20 protein-coding genes are annotated in these 15463 nt (G+C 56.0%); all 20 read left to right on the top strand.

Features of this window, described 5'->3' with window-relative positions:
• Positions 1 to 66 precede the first annotated feature (66 nt).
• The 20 genes from fliD to fliP all read left to right on the top strand — a co-directional run bounded on the left by fliD (position 67) and on the right by fliP (position 15463).
• Positions 67 to 1590 (top strand): flagellar filament capping protein FliD, encoded by a 1524-nt coding sequence (gene fliD, locus KGZ66_03030; GenBank protein ID MBS3984563.1) that lies wholly within the window; start codon positions 67 to 69, stop codon positions 1588 to 1590.
• Between the two features lie 181 nt (positions 1591 to 1771).
• A complete protein-coding gene (gene fliS / locus KGZ66_03025) occupies positions 1772 to 2155 on the top strand; it encodes a flagellar export chaperone FliS (GenBank protein MBS3984562.1) in 384 nt (127 codons plus the stop codon).
• A complete protein-coding gene (locus KGZ66_03020; protein MBS3984561.1) occupies positions 2139 to 2594 on the top strand; it encodes a hypothetical protein in 456 nt (151 codons plus the stop codon). Before fliS ends, KGZ66_03020 begins: the two co-directional genes overlap by 17 nt.
• A gap of 12 nt (positions 2595 to 2606) precedes the next feature.
• Positions 2607 to 2987, top strand: a complete 381-nt coding sequence (locus KGZ66_03015; protein ID MBS3984560.1) for a flagellar protein FlaG — start codon at positions 2607 to 2609, stop codon at positions 2985 to 2987.
• Positions 2988 to 3094: 107 nt separating this feature from the next.
• On the top strand, positions 3095 to 3451 hold the full coding sequence (gene flgB, locus KGZ66_03010) for a flagellar basal body rod protein FlgB (GenBank protein ID MBS3984559.1): 357 nt from the start codon (positions 3095 to 3097) through the stop codon (positions 3449 to 3451).
• Between the two features lie 21 nt (positions 3452 to 3472).
• The gene (flgC, locus tag KGZ66_03005; GenBank protein MBS3984558.1) at positions 3473 to 3895 is read left to right on the top strand and encodes a flagellar basal body rod protein FlgC; all 423 of its coding nucleotides are present in this window, start codon (positions 3473 to 3475) and stop codon (positions 3893 to 3895) included.
• An 8-nt stretch (positions 3896 to 3903) separates the two neighbouring features.
• Positions 3904 to 4203 carry a flagellar hook-basal body complex protein FliE gene (gene fliE, locus KGZ66_03000; protein ID MBS3984557.1) on the top strand — a complete coding sequence of 100 codons (300 nt, stop codon included), beginning with the start codon at positions 3904 to 3906 and terminating at the stop codon, positions 4201 to 4203.
• A gap of 11 nt (positions 4204 to 4214) precedes the next feature.
• Complete coding sequence (gene fliF / locus KGZ66_02995) at positions 4215 to 5744, top strand: flagellar M-ring protein FliF (protein MBS3984556.1); 1530 nt, start codon at positions 4215 to 4217, stop codon at positions 5742 to 5744.
• Positions 5745 to 5752: 8 nt separating this feature from the next.
• Complete coding sequence (fliG, locus tag KGZ66_02990; GenBank protein ID MBS3984555.1) at positions 5753 to 6763, top strand: flagellar motor switch protein FliG; 1011 nt, start codon at positions 5753 to 5755, stop codon at positions 6761 to 6763.
• Complete coding sequence (locus tag KGZ66_02985) at positions 6747 to 7445, top strand: hypothetical protein (protein ID MBS3984554.1); 699 nt, start codon at positions 6747 to 6749, stop codon at positions 7443 to 7445. Before fliG ends, KGZ66_02985 begins: the two co-directional genes overlap by 17 nt.
• On the top strand, positions 7432 to 8748 hold the full coding sequence (fliI, locus tag KGZ66_02980; GenBank protein MBS3984553.1) for a flagellar protein export ATPase FliI: 1317 nt from the start codon (positions 7432 to 7434) through the stop codon (positions 8746 to 8748). The genes KGZ66_02985 and fliI overlap by 14 nt, the downstream gene beginning before the upstream one ends.
• Positions 8745 to 9191: a flagellar FliJ family protein gene (locus tag KGZ66_02975; GenBank protein MBS3984552.1), complete on the top strand. Its 447-nt coding sequence runs from the start codon at positions 8745 to 8747 to the stop codon at positions 9189 to 9191. The genes fliI and KGZ66_02975 overlap by 4 nt, the downstream gene beginning before the upstream one ends.
• The gene (locus KGZ66_02970) at positions 9181 to 10833 is read left to right on the top strand and encodes a hypothetical protein (protein ID MBS3984551.1); all 1653 of its coding nucleotides are present in this window, start codon (positions 9181 to 9183) and stop codon (positions 10831 to 10833) included. Before KGZ66_02975 ends, KGZ66_02970 begins: the two co-directional genes overlap by 11 nt.
• 11 nt (positions 10834 to 10844) lie before the next feature.
• Entirely contained in the window at positions 10845 to 11255 is a 411-nt protein-coding gene (locus KGZ66_02965) for a hypothetical protein (GenBank protein ID MBS3984550.1), read from the top strand.
• Positions 11256 to 11259: 4 nt separating this feature from the next.
• Complete coding sequence (locus KGZ66_02960) at positions 11260 to 12501, top strand: flagellar hook protein FlgE (protein ID MBS3984549.1); 1242 nt, start codon at positions 11260 to 11262, stop codon at positions 12499 to 12501.
• A gap of 11 nt (positions 12502 to 12512) precedes the next feature.
• Positions 12513 to 13304: a motility protein A gene (locus KGZ66_02955; GenBank protein ID MBS3984548.1), complete on the top strand. Its 792-nt coding sequence runs from the start codon at positions 12513 to 12515 to the stop codon at positions 13302 to 13304.
• Positions 13297 to 14004, top strand: a complete 708-nt coding sequence (locus KGZ66_02950; protein MBS3984547.1) for an OmpA family protein — start codon at positions 13297 to 13299, stop codon at positions 14002 to 14004. Before KGZ66_02955 ends, KGZ66_02950 begins: the two co-directional genes overlap by 8 nt.
• A 5-nt stretch (positions 14005 to 14009) precedes the next feature.
• Entirely contained in the window at positions 14010 to 14426 is a 417-nt protein-coding gene (locus KGZ66_02945) for a flagellar basal body-associated FliL family protein (protein ID MBS3984546.1), read from the top strand.
• Positions 14427 to 14438: 12 nt separating this feature from the next.
• Positions 14439 to 14783: a flagellar biosynthetic protein FliO gene (locus tag KGZ66_02940; GenBank protein ID MBS3984545.1), complete on the top strand. Its 345-nt coding sequence runs from the start codon at positions 14439 to 14441 to the stop codon at positions 14781 to 14783.
• Between the two features lie 2 nt (positions 14784 to 14785).
• Entirely contained in the window at positions 14786 to 15463 is a 678-nt protein-coding gene (gene fliP, locus KGZ66_02935) for a flagellar type III secretion system pore protein FliP (GenBank protein ID MBS3984544.1), read from the top strand.

Raw genomic sequence — 15463 nt, 5'->3', positions numbered from 1 at the left:
CAAGTGCTAAGTGCTAAGTGCACCCCCACTACAAGCCACAAACGACAAGCGACAAGGAGGTTCCCCATGACCATTCGCCCTACGACGCGCATAGGCGGCATAGCCAGTGGGCTGGACACCGAAACCATGGTGCGAGATATGGTGCGCGCCCACAGAGTACGTGTCGATAGGTTGACGCAGAACCGCACGCAACTAGAGTGGCGCCGTGACGACTTGCGTGCTCTTAATACGCAGCTTACTACGCTCCGCAACCGCACTTTTGATATGACACTGCAGGGAGCTTATCGCCGCTTCAACGTGGCTAGCAGTAACGAAGCTGTGGTGACGGCGACCGCCACAGGCAATGCTTCGGCTATGGCGCTTGAGTTTTCTGCTATAACGAGGCTGGCTGGTTCTACGCGGGCCACATCGACGGGCAGTATAGTGTTAGCACCCCATACGACGATTGATGCCAACGCGCCACTTGCTCAACTTATCAGTGCAGGCCAAATCGATGGAGCCGCACTGCCGGGAACATTCGACGTGACGGTGTTTAACCACAACCAAGCGGGCACCCGAGTCAGCGAAACCTTTACCGTAAACACTGCGACCGACAGCTTAAACTCCGTACTTAGTCGCATCAGTAGTTCACAGACGTTAGGCTTGCAGGCCTTTTACGATACGTTCTCGGGTAGAGTGAGCATAACCTCGCGCTTTCCCGGCAACAACAATCCCGCTGCGGCCGACATGGGCTTTGAGGGCGCAGGAGCAGCCTTCTTTAACACTACGCTGCGCATGGCGGTACAGGACGGACAAAACGCGCAGTTTACCTTAAACGGCCTGGCTACCGAGCGTGGGACGAACAATTTCACCATTAACGGGGTTGCATTTACGTTGCGCAACACTCTTGCCCCGGGAGCAGCGGCCACCGTTACGGTGACACCCGATCACGACGCGGTAGTCCGCAATATCGAGGATTTCGTTAAATCATACAACGATACCCTCGAGAGATTTAACACCGCGCTTACCGCCGAGCGCCACCGCGACTTTTTACCGCTCACGGACGAACAGAGAAAAGAGATGAGCGAAGATGACATAAAGCGATGGCAAGAGCGCGCGCGCAGCGGCTTGCTGCGCGGCGACGACGGCCTCGAGCGCATAGTCAATCGCATGCGCAGGGACTTTAACGACCCGGTGAGCGATACCACCTTGCGGCAAATGTCTGTTATCGGCATACGCACTATGCATCACGGCGAAGGCGGTCGCCTGCATATTGACACAACCAAGCTCCGGGCGGAGCTAGAAAAAGACAGCGGAGCAGTGCAGGACCTGTTTGCCAAAACAGCGCAACGCCTGCGCTCCTCGCTTGACACAAGTGTGCGGGAGCTAAACGCCCAAGCAGGTGCCGCCAGTAGCTTCCTGCGCGCCGACAGCAGCGTCATCGGGCAGCAAATGCAGCGCTTAAACGACCGCATCGTGCGCGAGGAAGACCGCATCTCTCGCGTCGAAGACCGGCTCTGGCGTCAGTTTACCTCACTGGAGCGCGCTATGGAGCGCATGAACAGCCAGAGCGCGTGGCTCGCGCAGCAATTTGCACCGCGGCAGCAGTAGTGCGTGGGAAGTGTGGCGCACTTGGCACTTTGCACTTAGCACTACGCACTTCGTGAACCGCGCTCACCGCTTGCGGCTTACAGCTCACAGCCCGTTGCCCTTATCCCTTTGACCGTTCCACCTTTCCCTCGACATCTGTAGTTCATGATTCACGATTCACGATTCAAAGGAGGTCTCCCCTATGGCCATGCCTAATCCCTACGCTACATACCAAGAACAGAGCGTGTTTACCGCTTCGCAGGCCGACTTGACCCTTATGCTCTACAACGGCTGCATTAAGTTCCTAAGCCGTGCGGAGCTGGCCATGCAGAGAAAGGACGTGCCCGGCGCTAACGATGCACTGCTCCGCGCACAGGACATTATCCTTGAGTTTATGGCCACCTTAGACATGCAGTACGACATTTCGCACCAGTTGATGGCTCTTTACGAGTATCTGCGTCGCCGTATGATTGAGGCTAACCTCCGCAAAGAGATAACCATTGTTCAGGAATGTCTAAGTTTGGTGACGGAGCTGCGCGACACCTGGGCGAAGGCGGTGAAGTTAAGCCGTGGGCAAGTTGGGTGAGGCGAAAGACTTTGGGGCGCTCCTAGAGCTTTTGGAGAGTAAACGCGAACTGGTAGTGCGTCTGTTGGCCCTTACGGCAGATATTGGCAAGGTGCTAGAGGGGGAAGACTTCGATAAGCTCGAGCGCCTGTTAGAGGAGCGACAGCAGTGCATGCGCATCCTTGATACGCTGAGCGATAGGATTGACTTGGGATACCTTGAAGTGCGGCCCTCACTGTCTGCCGACGGGGGCAGGATTTTTGGCATGCGAGAGGGCGAAATCAGCGGGCTTATGCATACGTTGCTAGATGAGGATCGCCGCGTCCATACGGCGTTGCAGGAGGCGGTACGTACGGTTAAGCAGAAGTCTGACGACCTGATGGTGCAAAAGCGCGGCTTCACAGCCTATGCCGAGTCGCAGCAAGTACAGAGCGGATCTTTGATTACTGACAAAAAGTAGGAGGTGACCCCAGTGAAAGTTCAGGGAACGGAACCCGTTGTGTTGACGAAGGTTGTGGATATGGCGGCGCGGCGCGAGGTCAGGGACACGCAGCGCTCCACCATTGACATGAACTTAAACGCTCGCCGTGAGAGGACGGGTGGGCGCCAGGACACGGCGGCGCCGTCTGAGGTGCGGACGTACGACGAGGCGATCGAGCGCATCAATGCCACTATGTACGCGCTGAGTATTCGGCTCAAGTTTGAGAAGCACGAGTCATCGGGCGAGTATATGGTGCGCATCATTAACGAGGAGAGCAACGAAGTTATCCGCGAAATCCCGCCGGAGCGCACGCTCGACATGGTTGCTCACCTGCAGCGCCTAATAGGCGTAATTTTGGATGAGAGAGCCTAAGCTTTTTGGAAGAAATCCGCAGTGTTTTGCTGCGGATTAGTTTTTGTGCAGGAATTTTGGCGAGAGTTGTCGAACGAACACCGTATATGCCAAGTAGGAGGTGGGCCATGCGAGTCAGTGTTATCGACCTTCTCTCACGCGCCATGGATGCTGCGGCACTTAGACAGCGAGTCGTGGCCAACAATGTCGCGAACGCCAATACACCCGGCTTCAAGCGCAGCTTCGTGTCTTTTGAAGAGCACGTGCGCGAAGCGGTTGCGCGGCGTAACGTCACTGCGGCGAGTTTAGAGCCTCGGGTACATATCGACACCGCTACGTCCCTAAGGGAAGACGGCAACAACGTGAGCGTAGATCACGAAATGGTGCTTATGGCTGCCAACGCTATTCAGTTTCAGGCGCTTTCACAGCAATTAAGCGACCGGTTCTCCATGTACCGCTACGTCATTAACGAAGGGAGGCGATAATCAGTGAAGGTCTTTTCGACCATGGCCGTCAGCGCATCGGCCTTGACCGCCGAGAAGCTGCGCATTGACGTGGTCGCGCAGAATGTGGCAAACATGAACACGACTCGCACGCCTGAAGGCGGCCCCTATCAGCGCAGACGCGTCGTATTCTCCGAGCTTTTAACTGACGCCTCTCGTCACCGCTTCGTACGTCTGCCGAGACCCGGGGCTCGCCAAGGTGTTAAGGTGTCGGCTGTGCTCGCTGACGAGAGACCGCCGCGCATGGTGCACGACCCAGACCACCCCGACGCCAATGCCGAGGGTATGGTGGCCATGCCGGACATTAACATCGTCAATGAGATGGTTGACCTTATGACGGCTTCGCGCGCCTACGAGACTAACGTACAAGTGCTTAATGTCACTAAGTCGATGGCGCTACGGGCGCTAGAAATTGGCAGAGGGTAGGCAGTAAGATGATTAAGGTGCTACCGCCCATTGCTCCCATTGCCCCACTGCCGCCAACCACCAAGCCACCTGCCGACAACACGACAGAACAAAGTTTCGCTGCGCAACTAAACGATGCGTTAGCACAGGTTAACGAGTTGCAGCTAAAGGCGGACGACCTTGCCAAGCAACTAGCGCTAGGGGAAATACAGGACGTGCATCAAGTGACCGTTGCGATGGCCCAGGCACAGTTGTCTCTGCAGCTTGCGGTGCAAGTGCGCAACAAGATGGTCGAAGCATACCAAGAGATTGCGCGCATGCAGGTCTAGGGGTGAAGTAAATGAAGTCTGACCAAATTGCAGCGTGGTGGGGAGAACAAGACCCCCGACGCCGCAGCCTATATGTGGTGTCGGCGGCAGCTCTGTTGATAGTCCTGGTGTCAGGCGTCTATTACGCTACCCGCGTAGAATATGCGCCGCTCTTCTCTAGCCTTGACCCCACGCAGGCTAGTTCAATCGTGGAAGCGCTGCGGCAGGAGAACGTTCCTTACCGTCTGACTGACGGGGGTACTACCGTGCTCGTCCCAAGCAAGCAGCTCTACGATATACGCATACGTGTAGCCGGGGAAGGTTTGTACAACAGCGGTGTCGGCTTCGAGCTGTTTGATCAGGTGCAGTTAGGCATAACCGATTTTGAGCGGCGGCTTAACTACCAGCGTGCTTTACAGGAGGAACTGCGGCGGACTATTACCCACTATCCGGCAGTCGACGAGGCGCGTGTTCACCTCGTGATTCCGGAGCCAAGTGTGTTTACACAGCGAGCTGCTCCCGCTAGCGCTTCGGTTACCTTGCGGCTACGGCCGTTTCAAAGCCTTTCCGCCGAGCAAGTGAAGAGCATCGTCTACCTTGTCGCTCTAGGCGTTCCCAATCTCAAGCCCGAAAATGTCGCTATAGTCGACGTAGGCGGACGCATTCTCACCGAGGGCTTAGGCTTAGGCGACAGCAGCGCTCCGCTTGCCCTGCGGCAATCGGAGCGCCAACGCGACTTTGAGCAGACGCTAGAACAACGACTCGTGCAAATGCTAGAGCGAATTCACGGACCGGGGAAAGCGGTAGCGGTTGTAACCGCACAAATGAACTTCGACGCCGAGACCGTCACCCGCATTACATATGACTCCGAAGGCCAAGTCGTGCGCAGCGAACAAGTGCGCGAAGAGACTTTCACCGGCCCGGCTGGTGCTGCCGGCGGTGTTGCGGGCACAGGCTCAAACATCCCTGTGTATCCCACTACCCCCGCTACAGGTGAGGGAACGAGTACATATCAGAGCACGGACCGCACCGTTCAGTATGAGATTGGCCGCACCGAATCTACCGTAGTGATTGCGCCGGGGAGAATTGAGCGTCTGTCCGCGGCAGTATCGGTAAACGCAGCCCTTACGGCGGAAGAAACGACGCGACTTGAGCAGTTAGTTCGCGCTGCGTTAGGGCTTGACAATACCAGGGGCGATTCGGTGCACATCAGCGCGGGGCCCTTTAACGAGGAGCACTTAGCCGAAGCAGAACGCCAAATGGCTGCGCTTGCACAGCGTGAGCAGCTGCAGACATACATACGTTACGGGGTTATCGGTACGGGCGCGTTACTTGGCTTTATATTCCTGATGGTGCTGGTATCGCGGCTGCGCAAGGCACGTTTTGATGTCCCCGCAGCTGAAGGCGTACAGCTAGTGCCCTTAAAGCAGGCCTTAGCCGAAGCCGCCGCAGCGCGCACGAGCGCTGAGGCGAACATTGCGCTCGAGAAGGTAAAGGAGTTAGCTAAGCAACAGCCCGAAGAGGTCGCGCAGTTAGTGAAGGCATGGTTTAACGAAGGGTAGGGGTTTGCTTGGCCAGAGAGAAGCGCGTCACAGGCATACAAAAGATTGCTGCGCTCATGATTTCCCTTGGCCCGGAACTCAGCGCCAAAATCCTTAAGCTGTTGCCGGATGAGGACATCGAGGTTATTTCCGCGCAAGTCGCCAATACCACCATGGTAGAAGCCGATTTTCGTGAGCAAGTGCTAGATGAGATGATTCAGATGTACGAGGCTAAGGGGTACATGCTCGAGGGGGGCGTGCGGTACGCGCGAGACGTGTTAGACCGCGCGGTAGGGCCGGCCAAGTCTGCGGAAATTATGCGCAAGCTGACGGAAGCAAATGCCGTTAAGCCGTTCCGTTTCGCCAAGAAGATAGAACCACGGCAGTTAGCGGGAGTTATCAGTGAGGAACATCCCCAAACCATTGCCCTAATTATCTCCTACCTTGAGCCGGACCAAGCCGCCGCGGTCCTTTCTCTTCTCCCAAATGAACTGCGTCCATACGTAGCGAGGCGTATTGCCACTATGGAACGCGTTTCGCCCGAGGTATTGACCGAGCTAGAGACGGTGCTGGCAAGTAAGTTTGATTCATTTTCCAACTATGATTTTGCCGCTGCGGGCGGCATTAAGTCTTTGGTAAATATACTAAACCGCGTAGACCGCGCTACGGAAAAGATGATCTTCGAGCAGCTCGACCGCGACGACCCCCCCTTAGCCGAGGAAATACGCAAGCGCCTATTTGTTTTTGAAGACGTGATTATGCTTGACGACGGAGCCATTCAGCGCGTTATCCGTGAGGTTGATTCCAAGGAGTTGGCTTTAGCACTTAAGGGCGCCGGTGCGGAAGTCAGCCAACGCATCTACAAAAATATGTCAAAGCGCGCGGCAGAAATGCTAAAAGAAGATCTAGAATTTATGGGCCCGATTCGCTTACGCGATGTGGAAGAAGCCCAAGCGCGCATTGTGGCGGTAATCCGTAAGCTCGATGAAGCCGGGGAGATTGTCATAGCTAGGGGTGGCGAAGATGCCATCATTGTATAAACGGGCGGACACGCCTCTCTATACTCGTCAAGTGCCTGTGAGCGCGGTGACCGTACAGAACGAGGCCGCTGAAACCGAGCTGTCCGCACGCATAGAAGAGCACATAGTGCACGAGATTGACCGTCGCTGGCGGGAGGCCTGCGCGCGACTAGAGGAAACCGAAGCGGACTTAAGGCGTGCTCTCGCGGCCGAGTCGCAACGTGTGCTGGCCTCTGCGAGGCAGGAAGGGTACGCGGAAGGGCTGCGTGAAGCTCGCGAGGTGCTCGAGAACGAAATGGCTGTCGTGCGTAAGGCCTACGTGCAACTCGAACATGATCGCCTTGCCTTTGTGGAAGAAAGCCAACATGACATCGCCGCTTTGGCCCAACGTATGGCAGAAGTAATGCTGCGCGCGGAGCTAAAGACGAATCAAGACGCGCTCCTCACTCTCTTTCACGCGGCGTACGACGAGCTTGTGGCGCAGCGCAAGGTCTTTGTTTTTGTACATCCCACGCAGCTTTTCAAAGTAGAAGCCCTAAAGCATCTCTTGCCATTGCCTGTCGATGCGCCCATTGTAGTTAGAACCGATAGTACGCTCGACGTAGACTCGTTTCGTCTGGAAGATGAACTGGGTGGGGTGCGTTATGACCTTCCCGCCGAGCTTAGACAGCTAGGCAAAGAGGTGCTATGTGGCGGCTTATAGTTTCGATTTTTGCCGAGCTCGCGCCCGTCTTTCTAGTCAGCCGCAGTGGTCTACATACGGACGCGTAACCGAAGTTATCGGGTTGACAGTAGAAGCTCGGGGGTGTCGAGCGTCAATCGGCGAGTTGTGTCATATAGGTAACGGCAACAGCTCTGTCTTATCAGAGGTGGTAGGGTTTAGCGGCGACAAGCTGTACCTCTTCCCTTTTCAACCGCTACACGGTATCTCTCCCGGCTGTGAAGTAGCACCACTTAGGCGGCGATTAGCGGTAAAGACAGGCGAGTTTTTGCTGGGAAGCGTGCTCGATGGGCTGGGGAGACCTCTAGCGGGTGAGGAACAGGGGCGCGAGTTCACGGAGTACCTGCTTGATCAAGCTCCGCCTAACCCTCTGCATAGGCAACGCATTCTCGCCGTCATGGAGACGGGCATACGCGCGTTAGACCTTTTTCTGACCGTCGGCTGCGGGCAACGCTTAGGGATTTTTGCCGGCAGCGGTGTTGGCAAGAGCACGTTGCTTGGGATGTTGGCTCGGGGCAGTACTGCCGACTGCAATGTCATTGCGCTAGTGGGGGAGCGGGGGCGCGAAGTGCGAGATTTCTTGGAGCGAGATCTCGGTGAAGAAGGCCTAGCGCGTTCGGTGGTCGTCGTGGCGACGTCTGATCAGCCCGCATTGCTGCGCATCAAGGCCGCGCTAACAGCCACCGCCATAGCCGAGTATTTCCGCGACCAAGGGCTACAGGTCATGTTGATGATGGATTCGGTGACACGTTTTGCCATGGCGCAGCGCGAGCTAGGTCTTGCCATTGGCGAGCCCCCGACGACACGCGGCTATCCTCCTTCTGTCTTCGCTATGCTACCGAAACTGCTCGAGCGCGCGGGCACAGCATCGCGGGGCAGCATTACCGGGCTATACACCGTACTGGTAGAAGGCGACGACTTAAACGAGCCGATTGCCGATGCTGTGCGTGGGATTCTAGACGGCCACGTGGTGCTAACACGGCGATTAGCGGAACGTAATCACTATCCCTCAATTGACGTACTGCAGAGCGTGAGCCGGCTCGCAAATGACCTTAGCCGCCCCGATCACTTGTCTTTAGTCGCGAAGGCCCGTAATCTGCTTGCTGTCTACCGACAGAACGAAGACCTGATTAATATAGGTGCCTATGTTAAGGGGTCAAGTCCTGTTATCGACGAAGCCATCGACACAGTACCCCTCATTATGCGGGTGTTAGCACAAGAGATTGACGAGCGCACATCTCTCGATGACGCATTGCGTGCCCTAGGACAGGTCGTAAAGAGGTGATTTTTCTGTCTAAATACCCTTTAGAACAACTGCTAGACTTACAGCAGCAAAAGGAACGCATGCGTCAACTAGAACTCGCCCTTGCAGAGCGCGAACGACAAAGGCAGGAAGAATCACTGGCCGCGATGGAGATGAAGCTTGCGGAAGAATTAGCGGCATACACACATCCCGAGCTTATGGAACACCGCGCGCGCTTTACTATTGCCACGCAACGAAAGATAAGCAGCAAGCGAGAGAACTTGCACGCACAGGCGGAAGTGTGTCATCAGGCGCGAGCCCTGCTCCTTAAGACCCGGGTCGACACCAGGAAGTTTGAGACACATAAAGAATCGCACCAGGCGGGAGTGAGATTGCGTGAGCGCCGTCTCGAACAGGCTGTAGCCGACGAGGTTGCAGGCCAGCAATTTTTGCGGCGACAGGAGGTGCACGCCAATGAAGATTGAGTCCCATAAGCCCCGAATGCCGACCGAAGTCAAGCCGGCCGGCTCACAAAAACAAGGTGTCGTCGCTAACTTCTACGAGCTGTTTCGCGCCCTGATGGACCCCTCCGGCAAGGGGCAAGACTACGTGCCTCCTCTTGCCGCCGAGGATACGGACTCGCCTCACTTCGAGCCCTGTGAGACTCCGGCGCGGCTGATTGTGGGAATCCCTGTTACACCTCTGCCTGTCGCCATGGCACAGACTGCTCCCTTGGCCGAAGCAACGGAGGCGAGTCAAACCGGCGCAGTGACCGCAGTAGTTGAGAGCGTTCGGAGTGAAGTTCAGGCTTTAACAAAAAGCGCTGACGTTCAAGTGAGTGAAGCGCTTGCGCAGGTTGCTAAAGAGCCCCTCTATGATGTTTCAGCGCCATACGTCGGCACATTGACTCAAGCAGTTAGAGGAGTTCGAACTGAAGTTCAGCCGATGACACGAGGCACTGACGTTCTAGTGATTGGAGCGCGTGCGCAGACCCAAGAACCCATATACGAGGGGTCAGGGACATGCGTCAACACTGCGGCCGAAATAGTCGGAACCGTTCGGACTGAAGCCCAAACAACGCTCGGTAACAATGAGGCTAAAGCGGTTGCAGCCCTTGCCCAGGTTTCTAGCAAGTCCGCAAACGAGGTTTTAAGGCCATACATCGGCGCATCGACCCAAGTAGTTGGAGGAGCTCAGGCTGAAGTGCAGTCTACCGAGGTCTCTCAGCCACCTGTAGAAGCGATCGAAGCGCTTGCACAGGCTACCCCAGAACTAATACACGAGGTTTTGCAGCCGTATGTCAGCGCAACGACCGAAGTAACTCGAGCTGTTCGAACTGAGGCTCGACCCGTGCTGCGCAGCAGTGACGCTGTAACGATTGAAGCGCCTGTGCAGGTTGCTCCGCCACCCACGTACAACAGTCCAAGTGGCCCAGTCTTGGACAGCACTGCGGCAATGTCCATTGGGTCAGGTGTTCGGATTGAGGCTCAGCCTGCGCAGGTTTATCCACCACCCGCTTACAACACCCCCAGTCGTACAGTCTTGGACAGCACCCCGACAGCTCTGGCCGAAGCTTCGGGGGGCTCCGCAAACGACCGCCCCGGTGATATAATCACTCGGAATCATATGCCCGTAGCCGTCGCGCCAGGCATGAGGGCCGAAACTCGGACGACGCAGCCGAGTAGCAGCGCCGACGCGGCTACAAATACGCCTCCACAGCTAGGTGAGGGCACACAGGTGCATGCCAGAGGCACCATACCCCCATCTCCACCTGTATCAGAAGCTTCACTGCAAGCCTTGCGTATGGAAATAGTGTCTTTTGTGCAAAGCCCAAGCCGCCCGCAAGTGACCCTAGAGATTCACCCTCCCGAGTATGGGCGTGTCTTGGTTAGCGGTGAGGTGGATCCTCAGGGCAACGTAGCAGTTCGACTGGTTGTGGAAAATAATGCGGTTAAGGAACACGTGCTTTTACATCTACAGCGATTCCCGGTTCCGGCCGAAGTAGAGATAATGACCTTTGAGGAGTATCGCGAACACGGCGAGTCGCGCGGTCGAGAGCGACGAGAAGAAAGCCCACGCCAGCCGCCGCGCCGTCAGGACAAAAGCACCACGGAATTTTCCGTCTAGGAGGTGATCGAGTGAAAGTTCAGGCCACGCAGTCAGCAGCACAGTCGCAGCCGATGACGCAAGCCGCTCTGCCCGGTGGGGAGTTAGGTAAAGACGCTTTTCTAAAAATCCTCTTGGCGCAAATGCGCAATCAGGACCCTTTGAATCCTGCCGACGGAACCGCCATGATTACGCAGCTCGCTCAATTTAGCAGCCTTGAACAAATGCAGAACCTAAACACTAAACTCGACCAATTGATTGAAGTGCAACTGCTAGGGGAATTAAGCGGGCTCGTGGGCAAGATGGTGAGCTTTAGCGGTGAGAACGACGAAATTCTGGAAGGCACCGTGCAATCGCTGGTGTGGAGCGGAAACAAGAGCCAGCTGCGCATAAACGATGCCTTGATTCCATTAGGACGCCTACTCGAAGTAAGGGAGGGTTAAGCCAGTGCTTAGGTCATTGTATTCGGCGATTTCTGGCATGCGCAGCAAACAAACAAAACTCGACGTTATCGCAAACAATATCTCAAACGTAAACACTACAGGCTTTAAAGGCAGTCGCGTCAAGTTTCACGACATGTTAAGCCAGACTATTAGGAACGCCTCTGCTCCCGTCGGCGGACGGGCAGGCACCAACCCCGCGCAAGTCGGACTGGGAGTGGCCGTGGGGGGAATTGACACTAGCCACGTCCAGGGCGCACTACAGGCCACGGGGCGCATTTCTGATCTTGCTGTTCAAGGCAGTGGTTTCTTTGTTATGGCGGACGGAGCACGTACTTTGTTTACGCGCGACGGAGCATTCTCGCTCTCACTCGCGCGTGAGCTAGTTAATGCGGCCACAGGCTTTAGAGTGCAGGGCTGGATGGCTGATGGCACCGGCAACATATCGACGGCCACACCGCCCACTGCCATGCAAATTCCTTTGGGGGACTCGGTCATTACACAGCCCACTACTCGCGCCGAGTTCTCGGGGAACCTAAACAACAGCCCACCTGCTGGGACCTACTCACACACGAACACCATCACAGTGTTTGACTCCAAAGGCGAAGCGCATCAGCTAAACGTCACTTTTACGCGGACCGGCGCGAATGCATGGTCATACGCTGTCGCATCCACCGCCACCCCACCCCTCACGATTACTCCTCCTACCGGGGCACTCGCACTGAACTTCGACACTAGCGGGGCGGTTACGCCGGCAACGGCGACCAGTGGCGCATTTTCGGTTGTAGTGCCGGGTGCCGCCAATATTTCGCTGACGCTTGACTTTAACTCCATGACCCAGGTTGCGGGCACCAGCACGGCTGTGATGCGCTTCCAAGATGGGTACGCCCCCGGCGAACTTCTCTCCTTTATCATTGGGCGGGGTGGAGTAATTACGGGCACGTATTCCAATGGCTTGGTGCGCGATATCGGCCAAATTGCGCTGGCCTATTTCGGCAATCCTGAAGCACTGCTAAAAGAAGGCGGCAACTTCTACTCTGTCTCGCCTAATTCCGGTGAGCCATTAATCGGGGTTGCAGGCTCGGGCGGCCGAGGTTCGATAGAAGTCGGCATGCTGGAAATGTCAAACGTCGACCTAGCGACGGAGTTCACCGAGATGATTTCCACGAGCCGCGCTTTCCAAGCAAACTCACGCACGGTCAGTACATCCGACGAAATGCTGCAGGAGCTCATTCAGCTTAAGCGATAGGGGGGACTAGAATGCGTAAACAAGGGCCCATCACTCCGATCATCATTTTTGGTGGGCTGACTGCTATTGTCTGGGCGATGATGTCCGGCGGTGGCGCGGGCGTGTTTATTGACGTCCCTTCATTTCTCATTACCGTGGTCGGGTCCTTTGCCGCATTGATGGTCAACTACTCTTGGGAAGACGCGCGCGAATCGTATCACGATGTACGACGCTTGTTTAAGCAGATTCCGCCGGACCCCATGGAAACTATCAAGAAGTTTGGCGAGCTTTCTACGCGCGCCCGGCGGGAAGGGCTGCTCGTACTCGAGGACGAAATACCGCAGATGGAGCCGTTTCTAGGTAAGGGCATGCAGATGGTTATTGACGGTATGGACCCTACGGTAGTAACCAAGGTCCTCGAAACAGAGCTTATGCAGGAGGAGAGCCGCCATTCTGTAGCGTCAAATATGCTGGCGACGTGGGGAAACTTAGCCCCTGGCTTTGGCATGATTGGCACTTTGATTGGGCTCGTGTTAATGCTAAACGCTCTCGATGACCCGGCGGCCATCGGTCCTGCCATGGCCGTTGCCTTAGTTACCACGTTGTACGGTGCCTTTATGGCGAACTTCCTCTTGACACCGCTCGCCGGGAAGGTGCTGCTTAAGAGCCGCCAGGTCCTTCTCTATCGCGAAATGGTAATTGAAGGGCTCACCGCATTGCAGGCGGGTGTCAATCCGCGCGTAATCGAGCAGCGACTCCGCGCCTTCGTTCTGCCTGCTAAGGCGAATGTTCGCCCGGACAAGGCCGAGGCCGCCAATGACTAGGCGTAGGTCTTCCGGCGGCGTAGTTGCCGCAAGTTGGCTGACTACATACGGGGACCTGGTTACACTCCTACTATGCTTCTTCGTGCTGCTGTACTCGTTTTCGGCCATCGATGTGGTGAAGTTTCGCCGGTTTATTGCCTCGTTTCAAGGTGCTGGCATACTGGATGGCGGGACGACGCCGAATACGACTATCGTCATGCCGGAGGAGAATCCAAACGAAGTGGCTACGGAGCAACTGGGTCCTTTCTGGGCCGACAACGGCCGGATGTTAGCGCACGTGCAGGAATACCTTGAACAGCAGGGTATTGCCGCGGAGGTTAGAGCGTTTCGAGCAGAACAAGGGGTTCTCTTGGAGCTCGAAGACAGGGTCTTGTTTGATTCAGGGCAGGCTATACTCCGCCCAGACGGGTTAGCACTGCTTGGCAAACTAGTGGCTCTATTCTCCGAGATGCCCAATGAAATCGCAGTGGAGGGACATACCGACAATGTCCCGATCAACACGCCGGTGTTTCCTTCTAATTGGGAACTCTCGGCGGCGCGTTCGGCGCGGGTAGTAAGGTACTTCGTCGAGATTCACGGCCTTAAGCCTGAGCGCTTCAAGGCAGTGGGCTATGGCGAGTTTCGACCGGTGGGTACCAACGCCACAGAAACAGGGCGCAGCAAGAATCGGCGCGTCGTATTTGTGATTCGGGGGATTTGAGCAGCATGGTGAAGAAGATTATCTTGGCGGTACTGGTCATAGCGATTATCGTGCTCGGAGTGGTCTTTCGCGCGCCTTTGGTGACAATGGTGCGTGGCTTTATTTCCCCACCCCCTGAACTCGTCGTTTCTCCGGGAGGGGACTTTACGGTAAACCTGCTAGACCCAGGGATGCGGCGCTACCTGCGGGTGAACATATCGCTGCAGCATTTGTCTTCTCGCGCTCTAACTGAGGAACTGGTGGCGCGTGAGCCTGAAGTCCGGCATGCCGTTATCAAAGTGTTGCGAGCAAAAACCGTTGAGGACCTGACTACGACAGAAAAAGTAGAGACATTGCGTCAGGAGCTCCTCTCCGCACTAAATGCGGTACTCGAGCGGGGGGACATTACTAATCTCTTCTTTGTGGACTTTGTAATTCAATAAGGAGCGGGCCGCGTGGACCTTTTTGCGTATTTGATGCGCTTACTGCTATCGCTAGTTGCTGTTTTTGGCCTGCTCTTTGGCTTGCGTTGGTATTTGCTGCGGCGTACACCTGCCCTGCGGTCTGCTCCGTCCTGCCTACTGCGTGTTCGCGAGCGTGTGTGGTTATCTGCGCGCACGCAAGCAGCGGTTATTGACGTAGGTGAAGAGTCGTTTCTGGTCTGTGCTACCGACCACGCGGTACAGATTAGGCCTCTAAGCAAGCTCCCGCCGCTAGCGCCCACCGAGCAACCCGCCAATCTAGACTTTGCCACCCATTTGGACCACATGATTACTTTCTTGCGACAGGGAGGCAAGTAGTGATGTTTCCTATACCGGAGATAGGCCTACAAATAGGAGCTGCCACTTCGCCTAGCGAGGTAGTGGGGAGCGTCAGGCTCCTCATCTTGCTTACCGTGCTTAGTCTTGTCCCCGCCATCTTGATGATGGTGACCTCGTTTACCCGCATCGTGATTGTGTTGTCTTTCGTGCGCACGGCGGTTGCGGCACAAAATGTCCCCCCGAATCAAGTTCTTATCGGGCTCGCGCTGTTCCTCACCCTTTTTACGATGACACCGACCTTAACTCGCCTGCAGAATGAGGCTATCGCGCCGTATCTCGCGGGCGATTTATCGCAGGAGGCAGCCTTTGAGCGGGCGACGGTACCGCTACGAGAGTTTATGCTGCCGCATACGCGCGAGGCGGACATTGCGTTGTTCCTAACCGCCACTGACGCCCCGGCTCCCGCCACGCCAGAAGACCTGTCGTTGACGGTATTAGTGCCGGCGTTTATGCTTAGTGAGTTGCGCACCGCCTTTGCCATGGGGGTAACGCTGTTCATTCCGTTTATGGTCATTGACATGGTCGTAGCCAGCACGCTTCTCTCTATGGGCATGTTTATGCTCCCGCCGGTGACCGTATCGCTGCCCTTTAAGCTGCTGTTGTTTGTGTTGGCCGACGGTTGGCATTTAGTGGCCAAGTCAATTCTCGAAAGCTTTTAG

It is taken from the genome of Selenomonadales bacterium (assembly GCA_018335585.1).
Lineage (GTDB): Bacteria > Bacillota > UBA994 > UBA994 > UBA994 > UBA994.
The sequence above is the reverse complement of the archived record's forward strand: the minus strand, read 5'-3'. Positions and strand labels throughout refer to the sequence as shown.

Bases quoted from the DNA above. Each gene is read 5' to 3' on its own strand.
- fliD (MBS3984563.1), top strand. From the start codon at position 67: ATGACCATTCGCCCTACGACGCGCATAGGCGGCATAGCCAGTGGGCTG.
- fliS (MBS3984562.1), top strand. From the start codon at position 1,772: ATGGCCATGCCTAATCCCTACGCTACATACCAAGAACAGAGCGTGTTT.
- flgB (MBS3984559.1), top strand. From the start codon at position 3,095: ATGCGAGTCAGTGTTATCGACCTTCTCTCACGCGCCATGGATGCTGCG.
- flgC (MBS3984558.1), top strand. From the start codon at position 3,473: ATGGCCGTCAGCGCATCGGCCTTGACCGCCGAGAAGCTGCGCATTGAC.
- fliE (MBS3984557.1), top strand. From the start codon at position 3,904: ATGATTAAGGTGCTACCGCCCATTGCTCCCATTGCCCCACTGCCGCCA.
- fliF (MBS3984556.1), top strand. From the start codon at position 4,215: ATGAAGTCTGACCAAATTGCAGCGTGGTGGGGAGAACAAGACCCCCGA.
- KGZ66_02985 (MBS3984554.1), top strand. From the start codon at position 6,747: ATGCCATCATTGTATAAACGGGCGGACACGCCTCTCTATACTCGTCAA.
- KGZ66_02970 (MBS3984551.1), top strand. From the start codon at position 9,181: ATGAAGATTGAGTCCCATAAGCCCCGAATGCCGACCGAAGTCAAGCCG.
- KGZ66_02955 (MBS3984548.1), top strand. From the start codon at position 12,513: ATGCGTAAACAAGGGCCCATCACTCCGATCATCATTTTTGGTGGGCTG.
- KGZ66_02950 (MBS3984547.1), top strand. From the start codon at position 13,297: ATGACTAGGCGTAGGTCTTCCGGCGGCGTAGTTGCCGCAAGTTGGCTG.
- KGZ66_02945 (MBS3984546.1), top strand. From the start codon at position 14,010: ATGGTGAAGAAGATTATCTTGGCGGTACTGGTCATAGCGATTATCGTG.
- fliP (MBS3984544.1), top strand. From the start codon at position 14,786: ATGTTTCCTATACCGGAGATAGGCCTACAAATAGGAGCTGCCACTTCG.